16 protein-coding genes are annotated in these 22,476 nt (G+C 59.4%); 5 read left to right on the forward strand and 11 right to left on the reverse strand.

From position 1 onward, the window contains the following. Positions 1–94 precede the first annotated feature (94 nt). The 4 genes from ACVKSX_RS04710 to ACVKSX_RS04725 are packed head-to-tail and all read right to left on the reverse strand — an operon-like array spanning position 95 to position 4,083. Positions 95–1,627, reverse strand: coding sequence for a sugar ABC transporter ATP-binding protein (locus ACVKSX_RS04710; RefSeq protein WP_010670006.1), 1,533 nt, complete (start codon positions 1,625–1,627; stop codon positions 95–97). 10 nt (positions 1,628–1,637) lie between these two features. Next, the gene (locus ACVKSX_RS04715; RefSeq protein WP_354438543.1) at positions 1,638–2,249 is read right to left on the reverse strand and encodes a DUF2291 family protein; all 612 of its coding nucleotides are present in this window, start codon (positions 2,247–2,249) and stop codon (positions 1,638–1,640) included. 45 nt (positions 2,250–2,294) lie between these two features. After that, positions 2,295–3,230 (reverse strand): D-ribose ABC transporter substrate-binding protein, encoded by a 936-nt coding sequence (locus ACVKSX_RS04720; protein WP_010670004.1) that lies wholly within the window; start codon positions 3,228–3,230, stop codon positions 2,295–2,297. Between the two features lie 55 nt (positions 3,231–3,285). Continuing rightward, positions 3,286–4,083, reverse strand: coding sequence for a GolD/DthD family dehydrogenase (locus tag ACVKSX_RS04725; RefSeq protein WP_010670003.1), 798 nt, complete (start codon positions 4,081–4,083; stop codon positions 3,286–3,288). A 352-nt stretch (positions 4,084–4,435) separates the two neighbouring features. On the opposite strand from ACVKSX_RS04725, the gene ACVKSX_RS04730 reads away from it, so the two are divergent. Together ACVKSX_RS04730 and ACVKSX_RS04735 are read left to right on the forward strand one after the other, a co-directional pair. Beyond that, on the forward strand, positions 4,436–5,248 hold the full coding sequence (locus tag ACVKSX_RS04730) for a DeoR/GlpR family DNA-binding transcription regulator (RefSeq protein WP_010245789.1): 813 nt from the start codon (positions 4,436–4,438) through the stop codon (positions 5,246–5,248). Positions 5,249–5,357: 109 nt separating this feature from the next. Beyond that, positions 5,358–5,711: a DUF6404 family protein gene (locus ACVKSX_RS04735; protein WP_354438431.1), complete on the forward strand. Its 354-nt coding sequence runs from the start codon at positions 5,358–5,360 to the stop codon at positions 5,709–5,711. Between the two features lie 442 nt (positions 5,712–6,153). On the opposite strand, the gene cobA is transcribed toward ACVKSX_RS04735, so the two are convergent. From cobA to ACVKSX_RS04770, 7 genes are all read right to left on the reverse strand, one after another. Further along, positions 6,154–6,969, reverse strand: a complete 816-nt coding sequence (cobA, locus tag ACVKSX_RS04740; protein ID WP_115387617.1) for a uroporphyrinogen-III C-methyltransferase — start codon at positions 6,967–6,969, stop codon at positions 6,154–6,156. After that, entirely contained in the window at positions 6,969–9,587 is a 2,619-nt protein-coding gene (locus tag ACVKSX_RS04745) for a nitrate reductase (protein ID WP_010245802.1), read from the reverse strand. The genes cobA and ACVKSX_RS04745 overlap by 1 nt, the downstream gene beginning before the upstream one ends. Continuing rightward, complete coding sequence (gene nirB, locus ACVKSX_RS04750; protein ID WP_354438432.1) at positions 9,584–13,648, reverse strand: nitrite reductase large subunit NirB; 4,065 nt, start codon at positions 13,646–13,648, stop codon at positions 9,584–9,586. Before nirB ends, ACVKSX_RS04745 begins: the two co-directional genes overlap by 4 nt. Before the next feature lie 10 nt (positions 13,649–13,658). Next, the gene (locus ACVKSX_RS04755; protein WP_010245808.1) at positions 13,659–14,447 is read right to left on the reverse strand and encodes an ABC transporter ATP-binding protein; all 789 of its coding nucleotides are present in this window, start codon (positions 14,445–14,447) and stop codon (positions 13,659–13,661) included. 10 nt (positions 14,448–14,457) lie between these two features. Next, a complete protein-coding gene (ntrB, locus tag ACVKSX_RS04760) occupies positions 14,458–15,330 on the reverse strand; it encodes a nitrate ABC transporter permease (RefSeq protein WP_010245811.1) in 873 nt (290 codons plus the stop codon). 11 nt (positions 15,331–15,341) lie between these two features. After that, a complete protein-coding gene (locus tag ACVKSX_RS04765; protein WP_010245814.1) occupies positions 15,342–16,592 on the reverse strand; it encodes a CmpA/NrtA family ABC transporter substrate-binding protein in 1,251 nt (416 codons plus the stop codon). A 253-nt stretch (positions 16,593–16,845) separates the two neighbouring features. Beyond that, on the reverse strand, positions 16,846–18,069 hold the full coding sequence (locus tag ACVKSX_RS04770; RefSeq protein WP_354438433.1) for a nitrate- and nitrite sensing domain-containing protein: 1,224 nt from the start codon (positions 18,067–18,069) through the stop codon (positions 16,846–16,848). A gap of 488 nt (positions 18,070–18,557) precedes the next feature. On the opposite strand from ACVKSX_RS04770, the gene ACVKSX_RS04775 reads away from it, so the two are divergent. The 3 genes from ACVKSX_RS04775 (at position 18,558) to tssM (ending at position 22,466) form a co-directional block, all read left to right on the forward strand. After that, positions 18,558–19,049 (forward strand): hypothetical protein, encoded by a 492-nt coding sequence (locus ACVKSX_RS04775; RefSeq protein WP_010245819.1) that lies wholly within the window; start codon positions 18,558–18,560, stop codon positions 19,047–19,049. A gap of 85 nt (positions 19,050–19,134) precedes the next feature. Beyond that, the gene (icmH, locus tag ACVKSX_RS04780) at positions 19,135–20,352 is read left to right on the forward strand and encodes a type IVB secretion system protein IcmH/DotU (protein ID WP_284672283.1); all 1,218 of its coding nucleotides are present in this window, start codon (positions 19,135–19,137) and stop codon (positions 20,350–20,352) included. Then, entirely contained in the window at positions 20,352–22,466 is a 2,115-nt protein-coding gene (gene tssM / locus ACVKSX_RS04785; protein WP_033771588.1) for a type VI secretion system membrane subunit TssM, read from the forward strand. The genes icmH and tssM overlap by 1 nt, the downstream gene beginning before the upstream one ends. Positions 22,467–22,476: the final 10 nt, after the last annotated feature.

Raw genomic sequence — 22,476 nt, forward strand, 5'->3', positions numbered from 1 at the left:
GCCACCCTGACGGGCGTTCAGGTTGCTAAAGCAGCCTGTGTGACCACTGCCCAGGTTCAGACAGACAAATAAAGTAGCCTGATGGGTCAGGCTCTTAATCCTGCGGGGTTGATGCCGCAATCAGATGTTCTCGCGTCGCCGCTGCGCGCGGCAGATCGGCAGTAATCCGGCCATCGGCCATCACTAAAATGCGGTCCGCCAGCGCCATCACCTCATCCAGTTCAGACGAGGAGAACATCACTGCCAGCCCCTGCTGTGCCAGACTGCCAATCAGGTGATAGACGTCGGTTTTGGCACCCACGTCGATACCGCGCGTTGGCTCATCCAGCAGCACCACCTGTGGCCCGGTCATCAGCGCTTTACCCAGCACCACCTTCTGCTGATTACCGCCGCTCAGCGCCGTAACCGGCAGGTCGGGATCGCTGACTTTAATCGCCAGATGGCCGATCATCTCACTGACCCGCTGCTGCTCCCTGGCAGGATTTAACAGCCCCAGCGCACGTCGAAAACCGCGCAGGCTGAAGTCAGAGAGCGTCATGTTGGCGGTGACCGACATCAGTTCAATCACCCCTTCGCCTTTGCGATCTTCGGGCACCAGCGCTATGCCACTTTTCAGCCGCTGCTGGAAGCTGCGTTTCGCCAGATCCCTGCCCGCCAGCCGAACATGGCCTGACTGACAGGGCATCAGGCCAATCAGCCCCTTAAACAGCTCGGTGCGTCCGGCCCCCAGCAGACCATAAATGCCGATCACCTCGCCTTTGCGCAGCGTAAAACTGACGTCATTAAGCTTGTAACCGCCGTTCTGATGCAGCGCAGTCAGGCCCTCTACCTCCAGCACCGTTTCCCCCTGTGGCGCAGGCTGATAGTCGAACTGCTTTTTCTTGTCACCCACCATCTGGGCGATAATCCACGGCACGCTGGCGTCCCGTACCTCGCGCTCACTGATAAAACGGCCATCGCGGAAAATGGTGATGTGATCGCCAATCTCCATCAGCTCTTCCAGCCGGTGAGAAATGTAGATAATGGTGACCCCACGCCGCTTAAGCTGATCGATGACGTTAAACAGCACTTTCACTTCAGACTGGCTCAGGGCGCTGGTCGGTTCATCCATGATCAGCACCCGGGTATCCTTCGACAGCGCCCGGGCGATCTCCACCAGCTGCTGATGACCAATACCCAGCTCACCCAGCGGCGCGTAAGGATCGACATCCAGCTGCAGCCGCTCCAGCAGCGACTTTGCCAGTGCGTACTGATACTTTTCATTGATCACCCCGCGCTGGAAATACTCATTGGCGATAAAGATGTTGTCCATCACGTTCATGTTGGGAAACAGATTCAGCTCCTGAAAAATGATGCTGATCCCCTGCTTCTCCGCCTGATGCGTGGAGTTCAGCGACACCACCTTGCCATCCAGCAGAATCTCGCCCGACGACGGCGTCTCTACACCCGCCAGCATCTTCATCATGGTGGACTTACCGGCGCCGTTCTCACCGATCAGCACGTTAACTTTATTGCGGTAGACCCGATAACTGACCTGATCGAGCGCGGTAACGCCGGGATAAAGACGCGACACGTTGCGCGTTTCGATAATCACGTCGCCGGACTGTTGCGGTTGAGGATTTTGCATCTGCCGCTCCTTATTGCCGGGTGATCGCAGCCGGAGTGATATCCGGCAGCTGCTGCGGAATGTCCCAGCTGCTGAACACGCCGGAGACCCTCACTTTATCGCCCACCTTCGGCGCAAACTGCTGCATCAGAGAGGAGGCGTGCTGGTTAATCGCCTTGCCGTAATCACCAAACAGCACCTGGTCATTGAAGTCCTGATAGCTCACGCCTTTGTAGACATCCCGCAAAGCGGTGCCACGAATGATTGGCCCTACCTGAATTGTGACACTGTCACCTGATTCATCTTTCACGGTCATCTTCCCGCTGCGTGACGTGGTATTTACGGCGGTCACCTCGCCGCTAACCGAGACGCTGAAGACACAGGGATTCTCAGCCTGACTGCGATAACCGTAGCTCTGACAGGCACTGTCAAAGTCTTTGGCAGACTGCAATGACTTCATCAGCGTCGCCAGCGGTTTAGCCTCTGCCTGAACCTGCGGCACCAGTTTCTGCTGCCAGAGCTGGTCGATGTTCGCCATTTTCGGATTGGGGGGATTTTTCAGGGCAGCCAGCTCCTGCTGCGACACAATTTTGCAGCCGCTTAACAGCAAGACCACCAGCGTCAGCCAGACTCTTCGGGACATCATCTTCTCCCTGGCGCCCGCTTTCGCAGGCGCGACAGCGTTTAATTACGACTTGTAGTTAAAGTCCTGTACACCTTTAGCGTTTTCCGGGGTAATCAGAATGCCGCGGAACATCACCCGCTGTTTTTCCGGCTTCACGCCCTTCTGAATGAAGTTATCGAGATCGGTCACCCCTTCAGCGGCAATCGCCTGCGCCTGCAACATGACCGTGGCTTTCAGCGTGCCCGCTTTCACTGCATCGCGTTCGTCGTTGCTGCCATCAATCCCCACCACGATGACATCGTTGCGACCGGCCGCCTTCAGCGCAGCAATGGCGCCCAGCGCCACCGGGCCGTTACCGCAGATCACCCCTTTCACATCCGGATGCGCCTGCAGGATGCTGTCCATAATGCGCTTGCCGTCGATCAGCGTGCCTTTGGCATCCTGACGTGCCACGCTCTGCATATCAGGATACTGATCCAGCACCTGATGGAACGATTTCGAGCGTGTCACGCAGTTGTTATCCGCCAGGTTACAGGCGAGTTCGGCGTATTTGCCCTTTTCGCCCATCTTTTCAACAAAGACGTTGGCAACGTCTGAACCTGCCTGGAAGTTGTTGTGGGTGATCTGCGCCAGCGCCACGTCATCCACCGGGATTTCGCGGTTGATCAGCACCACCGGGATCCCGGCATCTTTGGCTTTTTTAATCGCCGCCACGCTGGCGGTGGAGTCGGCGTTATCCAGCACGATACCCTGCACTTTTTTACCGATAGCGGCGTCGATCAGTTCGCTCTGCTTTTTCACATCTTCACCGTGCGACAGCACCGTTGTTTTGTAACCCAGCTCCTGCGCTTTGAGATTGGCGCCTTTGGCTTCTGAGGCGTAGTAGGGATTATCGAGTGAGTTAACCAGAATCATAATGGTGCCCTTTTCGGCGGCAAACGCCGCCTGCGAAACCAGACAGGCAGCCACGGCAGTGCACAGCAAAGTACGGTTTTTCATGATGTTCTCTCTTATCGTTATGGCAGGGTATGAATTCCCGGGTGCTGGATTGGCCTTACCAGATGGTAAAGCCCCCATCGATCATCAAATCGGCGCCGGTGATCATGTCGCTGCCGTTGCTGGCGAAAAACAGCACCGCAGCGGCGATCTCATCGGTATAGGCAAAGCGTCCGAGCGGAATCAGCTTCTTCATCTGCTCGCCCTTCTCGCCGCGCCAGGCCTTTTCGCCCATCGGCGTCAGCACCACGGTGGGCGACAGGGTGTTAACGTTAATGCGATGCGGGGCAAACTCTTTGGCCATCACTTTGGTCATGCCCAGCAGGCCCGCTTTGGCTGAGGTGTAGGCGACATGGTTGTCGATAGCGATGGATGCCGCCTGGGAAGCGATATTAATAATTTTGCCGCCCGCACCGGCACGGATCATCAGCCGTGCGGCGGCCTGTGAGCAGAGAAAAGGCCCGGTGAGATTCACCGCAATCTGCTTCTGCCACTCGGCAAAATCGGTCTCGATCACCGGCTGCAGCATCACGTAGCCTGCGCAATTCACCAGGATATCGATCCGGCCATAGTGGGAAACCACATCGTCAAAGGCCTGTTCAACCGACGCAGGATCGGTAACGTCACAGCAGACAAACTGCACCCGCTCGACGGGGAAATCTGCCTTCAGGCTGGCCACCTTCTCTGCTTCAAACGGCGGATAGAGTAGTGCCAGACTCGCGCCCTTCTCCAGCAACATGCCATTGGTCGCCATCGCGATACCGCCCAGCCCGCCGGTCACGACGGCTACTTTGCCAGCCAGATTCATTGTGGTATCCACGCCGTAGCGCAGGTTTACGTCATATTCACCACTCATCCCACTCTTCCCCTCAGATTTTTGCCGATGCCGTTGACTCACTCATTTTCGAACAAAAATATAAGCTATCGAAAAGAAATGTTGTGTGGAGCAGATCAAATTTCGACCATCTGCCCTGCAAAGCGGCTTATCTGATTGAAAAGACGTGATCTGGCTTCCACTCCCGAAATAAAGGCAGCTGGTTGCAATCCGGAAAGCGTGAGAGATTCAATAACCTGCACATTTTATATTTTCGTTCGAAAACCAAAGGCAGATCAGGCTATCTCGCATTCATAAAAATGGCGCGTTAAACTCAGCCACAAAGACCTTGTTCGCCCGACTTCTCAGGTTATTGGAAAAGGGAGCATTTCGATTGAAAAGCAAAAGTGAGCAGTTCGCTGACATGCAGCAACGCCGCGAGAAAATTCTGGAGATGATCCGTGAGGATGGCACGGTCACGGTTAAAGCTTTGACGGAGACCTTTGGACTGACCGAAGCCACCTTACGCAGCGACCTTCGCATGCTGCAAAAACAGGGCTTTGTGCAGCGCTACCATGGTGGCGCGACGCTGATGACGGGCAAACAGAATACCGGGGCGATGCTGCTGGAGCGGCAGACACATCTGGAAGAGAAAGAGGCGATTGGCCGGCTGGCGGCGCAGCATATCGAAAATGGCGACACGGTGATTTTCGATTCCGGCACCACGACCACCGCGATCACCGATGCCATCAGCCACATCCGCCGCCTGTCGGTCGTGACAACCGCGGTGAATATCGCCCTGAAACTGGGCGGCGAGCCGGGGATCAACATCCTGCTGACCGGCGGTACCTTTAAATTTCCGACGCTCTCTACCTCCGGCGAAAAGGCGGCCAGCTTCTTCGAAAACGTGCTGGCCGGTAAACTCTTCCTGGCGACCGCCTGCATCTCACCGCGTCTGGGCCTGAGCTTCCCCAGTGAAACCGACATCAAGGTAAAGCTGGCGATGATCAAATCTGCCAGCACGGTTTACGTGGTCGCTGACTCCAGCAAAATCGACAAGGTTTCGATGTTCGCGCTGCCCTGTGACTGGAGCAATATTCACTACCTGATCACCGACAGCGGCATCAGCACTGCGCAGGTAAAAGCGTTTGAAGCACTAGGCGTGAAAGTGCTGGTGGCCCCGCTGCCGCTGAAGCGGGCGATGTAATGCTTGTTGAAACAACATCGATTCAGCCACTCGCTGTCATCAGACAGCCACAGGATTAAGTTACGCTCCAGAGCGAATGCTAAGCAGGGATGTAACGGATGATAAAACGATGAAAAACGAGATTTTCGAGCGCAGGAAAGCGCGGGCTTTAGCCCTGATGGCAGCGAAGAAAATATGGCCGAGTCACTCTGCTCCGCCATTACATCGTTTGTTATGGAAAATGAATATCCATCTTCCACCCCCGAGTTTCACTCCTTTCTGGCTCAATCTTGTGGTGTTTGCCAGCATGTACACGCTTATGATGCCACTGCTGCTCTTATTGCCTTCTCTTCCGGGCATGTCTGACGACAACTATTCGCTGATACCCAATCTGATCGCAGGTCTGTTCTTCGGTACGACAATGGCACTGTTTCACGGATACCGAAAAAAAGTTCACAACCTGCCTGCGTGGGAGGAGCTTTAACCCCGTCAGACGCTTAATCATCATTGTCAGGACCAGTTTCCCTTTTCCGTAACAGAACGCACTGCCGCCAACAGTGCAGGTAAGACCTGCCTGAAGAGCAAAGTGTGCGAGCCACGGATGGCGAGCCCAGTCCGCAGGGATGCGGGATCCCTTTGCGATCAGGCAGGCCTTTCCTGCACAACGCACCGGCTCTTCAAACCATTCCTGCCTTCTCACCCAAACAAACCTGCACCTAATACCGACCCGCTCCCGCAAAACCCCGCACCAATGCCAACAGTGCAGGTAAGGCCTGCCTGAAGAGCAAAGTGTGCGAGCCACGGATGGCGAGCCCAGTCCGCAGGGATGCGGGATCCCTTTGCGATCAGGCAGGTCTTACATGCACGCCGCACCGTCTTGCCACACCGTTCCTGCCTGCCAGCAAAAGCCCGCACCTGCAGCCCCGTCACCCCACCGCCTGCACCTGCATCCCCACCTGCAAATCCGCCCGATAAAACCGCACCACTTCACCCACCATCAGCAACGACGGAGACACCGGCTTATCCCGCGCCACCGTCTCCGCTAATCCCCCCAGCGTGGTAATCAACACCCGCTGATCGGGCCGGGTCCCATTCTCAATAATCGCCACCGGCGTCTCCGCATCACGTCCCTGCGCCTGCAACTGCGCACTGATCGACGCACTCCAGCTCAACCCCATATAAAACACCAGCGTCTGATTCACCGCCGTCAGCGCAGCCGCCTCCAGCTGCGGCTCGCCGTTCCGCCCATGCCCGGTAATCAACCGCAAAGACTGCGCGCAATCCCGATGCGTCAACGGAATTCCGCTGGCTGCCGCACAGCCCACAGCCGCCGTAATCCCTGGCACGACCTCACAGCGAATCCCGGCCTGCTGCACGCTCACCATCTCCTCGCCTCCGCGACCAAAAACAAACGGATCGCCCCCCTTCAGCCGGATTACATTGCGTCCACTGCGCGCCAGTTCCACCAGCAACTGATTAATCTGCGCCTGCTTCAGACCATGCTGCCCCGGCTGCTTACCCACATCAATACACAACGCCTGCTCCGGCACCTCCGCCATCACCGCGTCACTCACCAGCCGGTCATATACCACCACCTCAGCACGCTGCAGCAACCGCAACGCCTTAACGGTCAGCAGTTCCACATCGCCAGGGCCCGCACCCACCAGCCACACCGCGCCCTGTTGCGACACGGCATCCACCGGGGCCAGTAACTTATCCAGAGAATCAATTGCTCGTGTCATCATTCCTCCGACATCACTTCGGACAGCAACAACTGCTTCAGCTCCGGAATACAGGAGCCGCACTGCGTGCCGCACTTTAGCTTTTCGCCCAACGCCTGAGTTGTACGACACCCCTGCGCCACCGCCTGTAAAATCGTCTGCTCACCCACCGCCATACAACTGCAAATAATCCGTCCCGTGGCCGCGCCCTGCGCGGGCTGTCCTGCCAGTACACTGTGCCGCCCTGCCGCATCCTGCGGCGCATGACTAAAGGCCTCGGCGACCCACGCACTATCAATCGACGGCAACACGGAGCCGGCATAAAACGCCAGCTGCAACTCGCCGTCACGCCATGCCAGCAACCGGTAATCATTGCCGCTGCCGGTCGCAACCTGCCTGTGACAGCCTGAAAGAACAACCTGCCCGTCCAGCCAGACCTGCGGCGAGCCCTCGCCCGCCACCGCATAACGCTGCACCGCCGGATAGGGGGTACGCGCCCAGTAACGCAACCCTGTGGGCTGCGCTATCTCGCGCTGCCATAGCCAGCCCTGCCAGCTCACCCTCAACGGCAGAATCCGCACCGACGTCTGCTTCAGCGCGGGCTGCCCCGAAAACGGACAGGCGCGGGCGGCCACCAGTAAATCGACGTGACTCTGCTGACTGAACTGCCGGTTCCAGTGCATCGGCACAAACAGCTCGCCGCGCCGCATCCCGGCATCGACACGCACCCGCACGCTAATCCAGCCCTGAACAGACTGCACCCGCGCCAGTCCGCCCGCCGTCACGCCATACGTTGCCGCATCCGCCGGATGCAGCGCGACAAACGGTTCATCGCAATGCTGCATCAGACGCGGCACCAGCCCGGTACGCGTCATGGTGTGCCACTGATCGCGCACCCGTCCGGTATTCATCAACAACGGATACGCCGGTTCGCGCGGGGCGACAACCGGCGTGGCCGGCACCCGCAACCGGGCCTTACCATCCGGATGAAAAAACCGACGATTGCCAAACAGCCGGGCGCAGCCCTGCGGACAGGCCGCGTTAACCGGCCACTGCACCGGACGCAGCGCATCCCAGTCAGCATTACTCAATTGCGCCAGGCCGCTGATATCAAACGCCCTGGCGCCCCGGTTCTCGAAACCTGACAACGCCGCATGCTCACGGAAAATCTCTGCCGGATGCTGCCAGTTAAAGCCTTCATCAAACCCTAAACGCCTGGCCACCTGCGACAGCAACCACCAGTCAGGCCGGGCGTCACCGGGTGCGGCGGCAAAAGCGCGCTGACGTGAAATACGCCGCTCGGAATTGGTCACCGTGCCGTTCTTCTCGCCCCACCCCTGGGCGGGCAGCAGAATATTGGCAAAGGCGCTGGTATCGGTCTGCGCCATCACATCTGATACAATCACCAGCGGACAGGCCGCCAGCGCCTGCGCGACGCGGTTGCCCTCAGGCATCGACACCGCCGGATTGGTGCCCATAATCCACACTGCTTTCACCGTGCCATCCGCCAGTGCCCGGAAAAGATCCAGTGCAGTCAGTCCCGGTTCCCGGGCAATGGCCGGACTGCGCCAGAAACGCTGCACCCGTTCGCAATCCGCTTCAGTAAAATTCATATGCGCCGCCAGCTGATTCGCCAGGCCACCCACCTCCCGTCCGCCCATGGCATTTGGCTGTCCGGTCAGCGAAAAAGGACCACAGCCCGCGCGGCCTATTTTGCCCGTCAGCAGATGCAGATTAAGAATCGCCTGGTTATTGTCGCTGCCGGTGGCGGACTGATTAATCCCCATGCACCATAGCGTCAGCACCCGATCGTGCTGGCTGAAAAGCTGGAAAAAGTGCGCGACCTGCTGCACGGTTAAGTCACATGCCTCTGCCACTCGCGCCACACCCCACTGCGCTGCGGCGGTCAGCGTCTCGTCCACACCATTCAGGTGCGGCAACATGCTGGCATCAATGCCATCCTGCTGCGCCAGCCAGTGCAGCAGACCGGAAAACAACGCCGTATCGCTGCCGGGCCGCAACGGCAGGTGGAGATCGGCCTGATCGCAACTCGCCGTACGCCGCGGATCGATAACGACAATACACATCGCCGGACGTTGCAGCTTCGCCTGCATCAGCCGCTGCCACACCACCGGATGCGCCCAGGCAGCATTAGACCCCACCAGCAGCACCAGGTCGGCCTGCTCCAGATCCTCATAGCAGCAGGGCACCGCATCGGCCCCCAGCGCCCGCTTATAACCGACCACCGCCGACGCCATGCAGAGCCGCGAATTCGTATCGATGTTGGCTGCACCGATGTAGCCCTTCATCAGCTTATTGGCGACGTAGTAATCCTCGGTCAACAGCTGGCCGGAGCCGTAAAACGCCACCGCCTGCGGGCCATACTGATCGATAACCGCCCGCAATCCCGCCGCCGCCGCATCCAGCGCAGCGTCCAGGCTGACGCGCTGCCCGTTAACCTCGGCGTTCAGCAAACGCCCTTGCGGCGTCAGGGTCTGGCCCAGCGCTGCGCCTTTTACGCACAACCGACCTGCATTCGCGGGATGGTGCGGATCGCCGATCACGGTTGCCTGATGCGCCCCCTGCGGGGTGACGCAGACGCCACAGCCGACGCCGCAATAGGGACAGGTACTGTTCATGATGCCTGCGCCAGCTGATCCAGCGGACGATTTGCCAGCCAGATCTGACCCGCTTCCAACTTCACCGGCCAGCAGCGCAGCTGATGCTGCGGGTTATCCAGGCTCTGTCCGTCACGCAACCGTATCCGCTGCTTATAGAGCGGGGAGATCACCACCGGCTCGCCGCCCACATCGCCAAGGATCCCACGTGAGAGCACGCTGGCGTCGCTGCCGGGTTCGCGGTCTTCCAGCGCAAAAAGCGCATCGCCAAAGCGGAACAGCGCAACACGTTCGCTACCCAGTCGCGCCCCGATCCCCGCCTGCTGAGGAATCGCCTCCAGTGTACACACCGCGCTCCACGGCTCGGCTGGCGGCGGTAACAGCGGACGATCGGTAACGGCCTCCGGCTGACGCTGACCGCGCACCCGGCTGTAGTGCAGCGTCTCATCCGGGCGATCGCTGTTGACCGTAGGGGTAAACAGCGCAAGTCGTGAAGGATCCGCCAGCGTGGTCTGCCACTCGCACTGATACGCGTCCACCACCCGCTGCATCTCCTGCTCCAGCGTCTCGCCCAGACCGAGGCTATCCTCAATCACCACCTGACGCAGATAGTCCAGGCCGCCTTCCAGATTGTCCATCCAGACGCTGGTGCGCTGCAGCCTGTCTGCGGTGCGGATATAGAACATCAGCAGGCGGTCGACATAACGCAGCAGCGTGGCATCATCGAGATCGCTGGCGAACAGGTCGGCGTGGCGCGGCTTCATGCCGCCATTGCCACACACATAGAGATTCCAGCCCTTTTCCGTGGCGATCACCCCGATATCTTTGCTCTGCGCTTCCGCACATTCGCGGGTACAGCCCGATACCGCCATCTTGATCTTGTGTGGGGCGCGCAGCCCCTTGTAGCGGTTCTCCAGCGCAATGGCGAAAGCGGTTGAATCCTGCACGCCGTAGCGGCACCAGGTCGACCCCACACAGGACTTCACAGTGCGCAGCGACTTGCCGTAGGCGTGACCGGTTTCAAAACCCGCCGCCAGTAGCGTCTGCCAGATATCAGGCAGTTGATCGAGCCGCGCGCCAAACAGGTCGATACGCTGACCGCCGGTGATTTTGGTGTAAAGATCGTAACGCGCCGCCACCTCGCCAATCGCGATCAACCCCTGCGGCGTGATTTCGCCCGCCGGGACGCGCGGCACCACCGAATAGGTGCCATCTTTCTGGATATTGGCGAAATAGCGGTCGTTGGTGTCCTGCAACGGCAGATGCGCCGGTTTTAGCAGATAGTCGTTCCAGCATGAGGCGAGCAGTGACGCCACCAGCGGTTTGCACACTTCACAACCCTGCCCCCGACCATGTGACGTCAGCAGCGCATCAAAGGTTCTGAACTCACCGGCCCGCACCAGGTGATAAAGTTCCTGGCGCGAATAGCTGAAATGTTCACAGATATCTTTTTTTACCTCGACACCGAGGTTTTCCAGCTCAAACTCCATCACCTGTTTTACCAGTGCCGCACAGCCGCCGCAGCCCGTAGCCGCTTTGGTGCAGCTTTTGATGCTGCTCATCTCACCGCATCCGCCTTTCACCGCCGCGCAGATTTCGCCCTTGCTGACGTTGTGACAGGAGCAGACCTGGGCGCTGTCAGGCAACGCCGCGACGCCTGGCGCTTTCGGCGCCCCCGACAGCGCAGGCAGGATAAGGCTTTCTGGCGCGGCAGGCAGCGGTAACTCATTGAGCATCATCTGCAGCAGCGTGGCGTAGTCGCTGCTGTCACCGACCAGCACGCCGCCCAGCAGCCGGGTGCTGTCGGCAGAAACCACGATTTTCTTGTAGATGCCTTTTGGCCCGTCGGTCCAGTGATAGTGCTGACTGCCCGGCGTGCGGCCATGCGCGTCACCAAACGACGCCACCTCCACCCCCAGCAGTTTCAGTCTGGTACTCATGTCCGCGCCGCTGAAGGCGGTGGATTCAGCCGCCAGATGCCCGGCCAGCACGCGTGCCATCTGATAGCCTGGCGCGACCAGACCGAAGATCTGACCGTTCCACAGTGCGCATTCACCAATGGCAAACACCTCTTCATCGCTGGTCTGGCAGCGATCGTTAATCTCAATGCCGCCGCGCGGTCCCAGCGTCAGGCCCGCTTCACGTGCCAGCTCATCGCGCGGCCGGATACCGGCGGAGAACAGCACCAGATCGCCGGGTAAACTGCTGCCGTCAGCAAAGCGCAGCACCACGCTACCGTTGGTCTGACGCTCAATCAGTTCGGTCTGTTTTGAGGTGTGAACCGTGACGCCCAGCGCATCGATCTTCTGGCGCAGCATCAGCGCACCGCCCTCATCGAGCTGCACTGCCATCAGGCGTGGCGCAAACTCCACCACATGCGTTTCCAGCCCGAGCTGCCGCAGCGCATTTGCCGCCTCCAGACCCAGCAGGCCGCCGCCAATCACAATGCCGCGCTGGCTATTGCGGGCGCAGGCGGCAATGGCATCAAGGTCGTCCAGCGTGCGGTAGACAAAGCAGCGTTCGTCGTCGTGGCCCGGTACCGGCGGTACAAAAGCACGCGAGCCGGTGGCCAGCACCAGCTTATCCCACGCCAGCTCATTGCCCGCGCTGTCACGCAGACTGCGCTGCTGACGATCGATCGCTACGACTGCGCAGCCGCTGCGCAGTTCGATGCCGTGCAGGGTAAAAAAGTCCGCGCTGACCAGCGACAGATCGTCGGCCGTTTTGCCGTTGAAATAGTCCGACAGATGCACCCGATCGTAAGCCTGCTGACGCTCCTCGCCGTAAACCACGATGTGGTAGTGCTGATGCAGTTCGCGGGCAACCAGCTGTTCAAGAAAGTGGTGACTGACCATGCCGTGACCCACCACGGCTAATACCGGTTTACTCATCTCAGGACTCTCTGCAGCCTGCGGCTGCGGTTCAGGTTGACGGGAATCGAACAGGGCTTCGAGCGTGACAGCTTCGGTGTGCAGCAGACGCGCCAGCAGCGCGGGACCCTGCCGGGTGTCGCCAGAGAGCAATACGCCACAGAGGCGGCCCTGACGAAGAAACAGACGGCGGTAGTCGCCGGAGATCGGATCAAAACTGCTGATGGAGGGTGCCTCACTGACATCCCCGGCGCTGAACAGCGAAATGCCACTGACTTTGAGCCGCGTCGCCTGCGGCTGGCTGACAAAATCCGCCAGTGGCGACCCCGCCAGCTGTGCGGCCAGAATCTGCGCCTGCGTCAGGCAGGGTGCGACCAGGCCAAAGGTTTCGCCGGCAATTTCGCAGCACTCGCCTACGGCGTACACCGACGGGACCGCTGTGCGTAACTGCCCATCGACCAGAATGCCGCGCTGACACGGCAGACCCGCTGCCTGCGCCAGCGTTATCTCCGGCTGAACGCCGATGGCAATCACCACCTGCGTGGCGGCGCAGTGACGACCGCTGGTCAGCGTCACACCCGCCTCGTCAATCGCCGTGAGTCCGCTGTTCAGCACGCAGCGGATACCGCGCTGCTGGAGTGCCGTCAGCAACAGCTCGCCCGCCTTTGCATCCAGCTGGCGATCCAGCAGCCGGGGTTTGTGATGAACCAGCGTAACCTCACGCCCACGGACACAGAGTGCCGCCGCCGCTTCAATGCCGAGAAAACCACCGCCCAACACCACCACCGGTCCCTGGCACGCCAGGAGTTGCCGGACGTCGGCGATACTGCGAAAACCCAGTACGCAATCCGCGTTGATGCCGGGAATGGCGGGCAAACGGGGCTGTGAACCGGTGGCAAACACCAGCCGATCCCAGCCCAGCTGGCGATAATCGGTCTGCACTGTACGTGCCGCCAGATCGACCTGCAGCACGGTTTCGCCGGATAGCAGCGTGACGCCGTGCCGCTCATACCAGTCGCGATCGTGGATCAGCGTTTCACTGAACGGCGTTTCACCCGCCAGCACCGGCGAGAGCAGCACACGGTTGTAATTGCCGTGCGGCTCGCGGCCAATGACCGTGATGGCGAAGCGCTGCGGTGCACGTTGCAGCAGGCTCTCCACCATCTGCATTCCCGCCATGCCATTACCTATCACCAGCAACCGTTGCTTCATGGTCTGTTCCTTACGCCGCAGTGGTCTGTTTTTCATAGAGGAAATGCAGCACTTTCTGTCGCAACTGGTGGTAGCGCGGCTCATCCGCCAGCGCCACCCGTGAACGCGGACGTGGCAGATCGACAGTGAGGATCTCGCCAACCTGCGCCGCCGGGCCGTTAGTCATCATCAGCACCCGGTCTGACAGCAGCACGGCTTCATCCACGTCATGGGTAATCAGCACGATGGTGGTGTTCAGCTCCTGCTGAATGCGCATCACGCTGTCCTGCAGATGAGCGCGGGTTAAGGCGTCCAGCGCGCCAAACGGCTCATCCAGCAGCAGCACGCGTGGCTTCATCGCCAGCGCCCGCGCAATACCGACGCGTTGCTTCATACCGCCGGATATTTCGCCGGGCCGCTTGTGCATGGCATGGCTCATCTGCACCCGGTTAAGGTTGTGCTCGATCCAGTCACGCATCTCCGCTTTGCTGAAGCGCCCTTTAAACACCTGTTGCACCGCCAGCTCGACATTCTGAAATGCCGTCAGCCACGGCAGCAGCGAATGGTTCTGAAACACCACCGCGCGCTCCGGGCCGGGGCCGGTGATTTCGCGGTTATCACACAGCAGCACGCCGCTGCTGGGCCGGGTTAAACCGGCAATCAGGTTCAGCAGCGTCGATTTGCCGCAGCCGGAGTGGCCGATCAGGCTCAGGGTTTCCCCTTCGTGAATATCAAAACTGACATTGTCCAGCGCCAGAAACTCGCCGCTGGCGGTGGCAAAACGCTGGCTGACCTGCTGGACGCGAATGATCTGTTGCATCGTGCTCTCCTTATTTATCCCAGCTAAAACGACGGACCAGCAGCATCAGCCCCTGTTCCAGCAGCAGCCCGATTACGCCGATGACCAGAATGGCGACCAGAATGTTTTCCACGTTGAGGTTGTTCCACTCATTCCAGATCCAGAAGCCGATGCCCAGTCCGCCGGTCAGCATTTCGGCGGCGACGATCACCAGCCAGGCGATGCCGATAGAGAGACGGACCCCGGTCAGCACCGCGGGCAGCACGGCGGGCAGCAGGATCCGGCGCATCACCGTCCACTCAGAAAGCTGTAACACCCGCGCCACGTTGAGGTAATCCTGCGGGATACGCTGTACCCCTTCGGCGGTGTTGATGATCATTGGCCAGATCGAACAGATAAAAATGGTCCAGCTGGCGGCAGGCTCGGCGCGCTGAAACAGCAGCAGGCCAATCGGCAGCCAGGCCAGCGGACTCACCGGCCGCAGCAGGGCGATGACGGGATTGAACATCTGCGCCATAAAGCTAAAGCGACCGATTAAAAAGCCCGCCGGAATGCCGACCAGCGCGGCCAGGCCGAATCCAATGCCGACGCGTTGCAGCGACGCCAGCACGTTCCAGCCGATGCCCTGATCGTTGGGGCCGTTGCTGTAGAACGGGTCAGCGAACAGGACCTGAGCGGCCTGCCAGGTGGCGTAAGGCGAAGGGAAACCCGGTTGCGACAGCGCCGCGATCTGCCACACCAGCAGCATTAATAACAGGCCACCGGTGGCGGGAATGGCGCGCTGCAACAGCGGACGCAGACGCGCCGGACGGGCTGCGGCTTTCGGGGTGACCTGTAACGGAATAACGGTGGCACTATTGTGACTCTGCACCGGCTGCGCCAGGGCGCGCGCGTCAGTTTTCATAGCAACCTCTCTTAACGTTTGATAGCGAAACTGGCGGCATAGGCGGCAGGATCGCTGCCATCCCAGACCTTGCCGTCGATGAAGGTACTGCTGCGCATTTCACTGGCGGGCAGTGCAACCTGTCCGACTGCGCTGGCGGCCTGTTTGTAGATGTCGATGCGGTTGATCTGGCGCGCCACCGCGAGGTAGTCGGGATCGCTGGCAAGCAGGCCCCAGCGTTTCATCTGGGTCAGGAACCACATGCCGTCTGAGAGCCAGGGAAAACTGACGTTGCCGTTGTCAAAGAAGCGCATCGGGTGAGCGTCCTGCCACGACTGCCCCAGGCCGTTCTGATACTGACCGAGCATCCGACCCTGTAACGTCTCCACTTTGGTATTGATCCAGGCGCGGCCGGCTAACACCTGCGCGGTTTCGCGGCGGTTGTCGTCCGAGGCATCAATCCAGCGCGCGGCCTCCAGCACAGCGGCGGTGAGTGCACGGGCCGTGTTGGGGTTCTCTTTCACCCACTCTGCGCGGGTGCCGAGCACTTTTTCCGGATGCTCCGGCCAGATCTGCTGGCTGGTGGCGGCGGTAAAACCGATGTTGTCGCTGATGGCGCGCTGGTTCCACGGCTCACCAACGCAGAAGCCGCTCATGTTGCCAATTTTCATGTTCATCACCATCTGCGGCGGCGGCACGACCACGGTGCGCACGTCATCAAACGGGTGGATGCCCGCATTGGCGAGCCAGTAATAGAGCCACATGGCATGGGTGCTGGTCGGAAAGGTATGGGCGAAGGTAAAGCTGCCTTTGGCGCTGCCATCAATGGCCTTTTTCAGGCTGGCCGCATCGGTGACCCCACTGGCTTTCAGCTGGTTCGACAGGGTGATCGCCTGGCCGTTATGGTTGAGCGTCATCAGGTTCGCCATGTCGTGCTGCGGACCCGCTACGCCCAGTTGCAGGGCGTAGATCATGCCGTAGAGCACATGCGCCGCATCCAGCTCACCGGAGGTCAGTTTGTCGCGCACCGCCGCCCAGCTCGCCTCTTTGCTGACCTGCAATGTGAGACCATACTTTTTGTCGAAGCCTTTCACAGAGGCCATCACCACCGGCGCGCAGTCAGTGAGCGGGATAAAGCCGACCCGCACCTGCGCTTTTTCTGGCGCATCTGATCCCGCTGCCCAGACCGCATTTCGTAATCCCGGAACGATCCAGGCCGCACCCAGCGCGGCGCCGGAGATCAGCGCCTGACGTCGTGTCAGTGAAAATGGCGTTTTGCTCATCTTGTTGCCCCTGAACAGAAATAAAAAAAGGCGTCCTCCGACAAGCCGAAGCCTGCGGATGGACGCCTTTATCCAAAGCACTGACCCCACCGCCATTGGCGGGAGCAATGCGTACTCTCTATAGGGATTAAGCAAAGGATGTGCCAGATCGCCGAAACAGCCTTAATGCCGATCTGCGGTGACGCACTGTTGAAAAATTAACCGTTTTTGCACGTTTCTGACGCAGATCACGCACAAAGGTTGTGCAGCTACCTCATCCGGGTTTGTTGCTCAGGGTCTTCGCTACCGCCAGTACCGCCTGCGCGATCTCCAGTACCCGCTTATTCTGATTCATCGCACTTTTGCGTAATGCCTGCCAGGCGGCCTCTTCTGTGAAACCCTGCTGCTGCATCAGCCAGTGTTTGGCCTGATCGATCACCCGCCGCTCGTCCAGTGAGGCGCGCATCGCCGCCAGTTCATCCGCCTGCTGCTGCAAACGCTGCGACTGTTCGCCAATCAGCGATAGCACCGAGCGCCCCAGCTGCGGGGCCAGACCGTCGCTGTCGAGCGCCGCCGCGCCAGGCAGCCAGTCCGCCCCGGAGACGTAAAGCGAAAAATTGCTGTCGCCCTGCACCACTGTTCCTGCCGCCTGCTGTTGTGCCTGATCAATGGCAGCCCGGCAGCGCTGCATCAATGTCGCCGTCAGGGCATCCTCCAGCATTTTCATCTGATCCAGCCGCTCAGAGAGCAGGGAAAACCAGTGCAGCGCGCCGGTCTCATCACAACGGCCGCCGGTGCAGGCGATGCGACGAAGGCGTTCGATGTCGCGGCTGGCCTGAGCCAGCGGCTGCCAGGATTCACACGCGGCGCTGTCAGCAAACTCCCGGAAGGTGATAAAGCTCTGCTCCTGTGCCGCAATCAGGGCGACCATCTGGCTGCGCTGGTCGGGGGTGAACTGACGCGCCGCAAAGCCGGCTGAGCCGATGGCCCGCTCCTGCCCGGCCAGTTCTTTGCCCTGCATAAAACTGAACAGGGCGATCAGTGCACGGGAGATGCCGGGATAGCTGGCGGTGTCGGCCGCCTCAAACACCAGATTGAGTAAAGTACGGATAACCTGGTTAAAGGCGGCCATCGCCGCGGCCTGATCAAGCTCACGCTGGCTGATTTGCTGGCGCAGCGCAGGCAGTCCGGCCAGCGCCTGCAGGGCAGCGGCAATCAGGTTGCAGAAGCGGCTGTAGCCGGGCTGCGCTATGGCGGCCGGCAGCGCCTGATAAAAATGCTCCAGGCCGGCGCTGACCTCCTGCTGGCGGGCATGACGTTCGGCGCTGAACAGCGCTCCGTCAGAGCAGATCCAGAGATTGTTTGCGCCACGTTCCCGCTGCAACCGATGGACCAGTTCACTGACGGCAGCCATCAGCTCGCCGGTTTCCAGAAGACGTTGCAGGCTGGCGATATCGCTCGCGCGTGATGCCTGCAGCCAGGTCAGGGCGTCCCTCATTGCTCACCTCAGTGCGGTTAAAACCTTTCAGAAGCAAAAGGCGTGCCGCTTTCCTGAAAAAAGAGGGTCTGAGCAGGGGCGTAAAATCTGATTTTGATAAGTTTCTTAACGCAAACTGATAAATTTTTTCGGCAACAAGTTATTAGTAAATCTTAATAGTTTCCAATCGGATTCATTGCATGTCAGAATGCGCCGCACTGTTCTCAACCAGTTTGTCTCTGCGATAATTCAGTTCGATTTAACTATCACATTACCTGGCGCTTTTCTTATACCGAAACCCGCCCGTAAAGCGCCTGCTATCACGCATCAGCCGCGGGTGCAATGGTTTGAATTCTCAAAAGTCTTAGGTAAACTGAATGCGTTACTATCCCGATGTAATCTGACCCTTTTTTTAAAAACAGAATTTCGGCACGATGCGGCGCGATAAAGATCGCCTCCTGGCATCGGGCCTGGCAATATGCAGATACTTTGATGAGATCACGAGGAACATGGTGAAAAAGAGTCTTGCGTTAACGCTGCTGGCGGTTCTTACCCTGGCAGGCTGTAAGGCCCCGCCGCCGCCCGTCACTGACGATACGCTGGTTACCAGCGAAATTAACGGCGTCAAACTGGTCCATCGACACGCTGTCGCGGCACCGACTGAATTTGAGCCGGTCAATCAGACCTGGCGGGCGCTTTATGGCGCATCCGTCATGACCTCGCCTGATTACGGCGGCAAAGTGGTTCGCTATCTCGAAACGGGTAAACCGTTCGAAGTATTAGGTAATGTGGAACACAGCTGGCTGGCGATTGCTGACCAGGCTGACGGCCCACTGATCGGTTATGTGCCATTAAAAGCGGGTGTAGAGAGCAGCCGTTATGATGCCACCGTGCAGAGCGATCGTCCCCGTCCCCGCAAAACGAAACAGGTCTGTGTGGCCGTCGGCGGCGCCAGCAAAGCCTGCCGGACTAACGATACCGCGACCTGGATCTTAGACTGAATATGAAATCCGGCGCATATTGCCCGCAGAACCGTCCCGGGCTGCGGGTACAGGGATTTGCCATTGGCTGGAAGATCACGAATTAATGACTGTGGAATCCCCTGCGCGTGAGGCGACCCCCTCAGGCAATGAGAATCTCTTACTTCAGGCTGCGGCGCCACTGCTGAACGCGGTGGTGCAAATTCGTCAGGCAGCCACCCACGATGACCCTGCGGGTCTGCGCCAGTCTCTGATCGATGAAATCCGCCAGTTTGAACAACGCTGTAAACAGGCAGGGCTGCCGTTTGAGATGATTATCGGCGCGCGTTACTGCATCTGCAGCGCGCTCGATGAAGCGGCAGCGCAAACCCCCTGGGGCACGCGCGGCGTCTGGTCTGGCAATGGCATGCTGGTGACCTTCCATAATGAAAGCTGGGGCGGCGAGAAATTCTTTCAACTGCTGTCGCGCATTTCACAAAGCCCGCAACAACACCTCTGGCTGCTGGAAGTGGTGCAATACTGTCTGCTGCTGGGCTATGAAGGCCGCTATCGCGGCAGTGAAAATGGTCGCGCCCAGTGCGATGGTATCCGTAAACGCCTGAAAACCCTGATTGACGAAACGCGTGCCCAGCGCCAGACAGCGCAACCGCCACTGGTTGAAGTGCATCCGCTGGTTAGCACCCTCGCCCGCCCGATGGTGCCGCTCTGGGCCTGTGCCATGCTGGTCGCGCTGATCGGCTGCCTGATCTACAGCGGCCTGAACTGGCGTCTCGGTAATGCCGCCGAACCGCTGCTGCGTACCATCTATCAGACGCCGCTGCCGCAGATTACCGCGGGCCGTCGTCCCTCTTCCCCGCAGGCGCTGCTCGATCTGCGTCAGCGCCTGAATGATGTGATTGCAGCCGGGCAGCTTGAGGTCAGCGATGGTGCCTTTGGCAGCAAAGTGATCATCCCCGCGGACAAACTGTTCGCCGAACAGGGCACGGTGATCAATCCGGTCGGGCGCGCCCTGCTGGCCCGCGTCTCAACCGCGATGAAAGATGTCAAAGGGACCATTCTGGTGTCGGTGTTTACCGATGATCATCCGGTGGATAACAGCCGCTTTGCCTCCAGCTATGAGTTCTCATTTGCCCGCGCCCGCGCCATCACCCAGTTGTTACAACTGCAACTGGCTAACGGTCATACGGTTCGCTCTGAAGGCCGCGGCGACAGCGATCCGCTGCTGCCCAACGACAGCAGCGAAAACCGGACCCGCAACCGCCGCGTTGAAATCACCCTGTTTGCCGCGCCTGAAACGCTCAGTAATCATCAAGGAGCACAATAATGCGCGCCTCCCTTCGCCTGCTGCTAACGCATCGCCTGCTGTGGAGCTTTATTGGCGTCACGGCGCTGAGCTGTCTGGTCTGGATGCTGGGACCGTTCTGGTCATGGGGCGAATCGCGCCCACTGGAACCCGTGCTGCCTCGCCAGCTCACCGTGAGCGCCCTCTATTTTCTCTGGATCCTGTTCCAGCTGATCCCGTCGCTCTATCGTGCCTGGTTCAACAGCCGCTTACTGACCCAGCTTCAGCTGTCGGGCAACGACGACCCGGCGGAACGTCAGATGACCGAAGAGCGGCTCAACCAGCGCTTCAGCGAAGCTGCGATGCAGCTGAAACGCACTCAGTTTGGCCGTCGTCACAGCGGGAACCTGCTCTCACGCTTTAACGCTAATTATCTCTATCAGCTGCCCTGGTACCTGGTCATGGGTGCGCCCGGCGCTGGTAAAACCACCGCACTGTTTAATGCCGGCCTCGATTTCCCGCTGACCGATACGCTGGGCAAAAATGCGGTTCGCGGCGTCGGGGGCACCCGCAACTGTGACTGGTGGTTTACTGACAGCGCGGTGCTGATTGATACCGCCGGTCGTTATGCGTTGCAGGAGAGCCAGCGCGTGCGAGATGCCGCGGAATGGCACAGCTTTATCAACCTGCTGAAACGCTATCGCACCCGCCAGCCGATTAACGGTGTGATCATGACCATCAGCGTCGCCGATCTGCTGAGTGATTCAGCCGAGGCGCGTTTCGCCCAGGCCAGCGCGCTGCGAGAGCGCATGGCAGAACTGCATCAGCAGACCGGTATTCACTTCCCGGTTTATGTGATGGTCACCAAAACCGATCTGCTGAAAGGCTTTATGAGCTACTTCGGCTCGATTGATAAAGCGCGGCGAGATGCTATCTGGGGCTTCACGTTTAACTGGGAGCTGGGCAAGCCGCACAAAGATGACTGGCATCGCCATTTTGGCCAGCAGTTTCAGCGGCTGGAACAGCAGCTCCAGCAACAACTGGCGGAGCAGATGACCCATGAGCGCGACCTGAACGAGCGCGCTGAGTGCTTCCTCTTCCCGCAGGAGTTCGCCTCGCTGCGTCCACTGCTGAACGAATATCTGGATATCGTTTTTTCTGACCATCAGGATGCGGTCGCCTGGAGCCCGCGCGGCCTCTTCTTCACCAGCGGAACGCAGGAAGGCCTGCCGTTTGATCGGGTGATGGGTGAACTGAGCCGCAAACTGCAGTTGCGTCAGGCGGGCGATCACTCGATCGCGGCCTGGGACAGCGTTAATCGCAACAGTCCGATTCCCGGCAACAAAGGCCAGAGCTTCTTTATTCGTGACCTGCTCAGCGATCTGATATTCAAAGAGAGCGGCCTGGCCGGCAGTAATCGCCGCTGGGAGTACCGTAATCAGCTGTTCCACTGGATTGGCTACGGCGTGCTGGCAGGCGCCCTGCTGATCGCCTCCAGCCTGTGGGGCATCAGTTACTATCAGAATCAGCAGTATCTGCAGCAGGTTGCCGCACGGGTACCGCTTATCCGTGAGCAAAGTCAGCAGGTGATTCATCAGCCTGCTGATAATATTTTTGATCTGCTACCCTTTCTGAATAACCTGGTGAAGTTGCCGCTCTCGGCGCGCTTTTCCCTCGATAATCCGCCGCTTACTATGCGGGCGGGCTTATACCGGGGTAATCAGATCAGCGATGCCGCCTGGGTGCTTTATCAAAATGCGCTTAAGTCTTTGTTGCTGCCGCGTGTGGCGCAGCAGATCACGAATATCCTGCGCAACGACCCGGGTGATGATAACGCCTACAGCCGCAATGCGCTGCGCGCCTATCAGATGCTCTATCAACCGCGTAATTATGATGGCGAGTTTTTACGGGCCTGGCTGCTGCAAAATTTACAGCGCTCCCTGCCCGATACGGTAAGCGCCCGCGACCTGCAGCAGCTTGACTGGCACCTGAGCCAGCTGCTGGATCAGCAGATTCAGTCGTCGCCTTATGCTCGTGATAATGCACTGATGATGCGCAAGCTTGCAGAGAATCTGAAAATTGCGGACCAGGCGGGCGGCATGCTGGCGGTAGCGCCGCGGCACCCGGCCCCGCAATCAAACTCGCATAGCGAGTAATGGTGAGGTG

This window comes from Pantoea sp. PvP021 (genome assembly GCF_054056055.1).

Bases quoted from the DNA above. Each gene is read 5' to 3' on its own strand.
- ACVKSX_RS04710 (WP_010670006.1), bottom strand. From the start codon at position 1,627: ATGCAAAATCCTCAACCGCAACAGTCCGGCGACGTGATTATCGAAACG.
- ACVKSX_RS04715 (WP_354438543.1), bottom strand. From the start codon at position 2,249: ATGTCCCGAAGAGTCTGGCTGACGCTGGTGGTCTTGCTGTTAAGCGGC.
- ACVKSX_RS04720 (WP_010670004.1), bottom strand. From the start codon at position 3,230: ATGAAAAACCGTACTTTGCTGTGCACTGCCGTGGCTGCCTGTCTGGTT.
- ACVKSX_RS04725 (WP_010670003.1), bottom strand. From the start codon at position 4,083: ATGAGTGGTGAATATGACGTAAACCTGCGCTACGGCGTGGATACCACA.
- ACVKSX_RS04735 (WP_354438431.1), top strand. From the start codon at position 5,358: ATGAAAAACGAGATTTTCGAGCGCAGGAAAGCGCGGGCTTTAGCCCTG.
- cobA (WP_115387617.1), bottom strand. From the start codon at position 6,969: ATGACACGAGCAATTGATTCTCTGGATAAGTTACTGGCCCCGGTGGAT.
- ACVKSX_RS04745 (WP_010245802.1), bottom strand. From the start codon at position 9,587: ATGAACAGTACCTGTCCCTATTGCGGCGTCGGCTGTGGCGTCTGCGTC.
- nirB (WP_354438432.1), bottom strand. From the start codon at position 13,648: ATGAAGCAACGGTTGCTGGTGATAGGTAATGGCATGGCGGGAATGCAG.
- ACVKSX_RS04755 (WP_010245808.1), bottom strand. From the start codon at position 14,447: ATGCAACAGATCATTCGCGTCCAGCAGGTCAGCCAGCGTTTTGCCACC.
- ntrB (WP_010245811.1), bottom strand. From the start codon at position 15,330: ATGAAAACTGACGCGCGCGCCCTGGCGCAGCCGGTGCAGAGTCACAAT.
- ACVKSX_RS04765 (WP_010245814.1), bottom strand. From the start codon at position 16,592: ATGAGCAAAACGCCATTTTCACTGACACGACGTCAGGCGCTGATCTCC.
- ACVKSX_RS04770 (WP_354438433.1), bottom strand. From the start codon at position 18,069: ATGAGGGACGCCCTGACCTGGCTGCAGGCATCACGCGCGAGCGATATC.
- ACVKSX_RS04775 (WP_010245819.1), top strand. From the start codon at position 18,558: ATGGTGAAAAAGAGTCTTGCGTTAACGCTGCTGGCGGTTCTTACCCTG.
- icmH (WP_284672283.1), top strand. From the start codon at position 19,135: ATGACTGTGGAATCCCCTGCGCGTGAGGCGACCCCCTCAGGCAATGAG.
- tssM (WP_033771588.1), top strand. From the start codon at position 20,352: ATGCGCGCCTCCCTTCGCCTGCTGCTAACGCATCGCCTGCTGTGGAGC.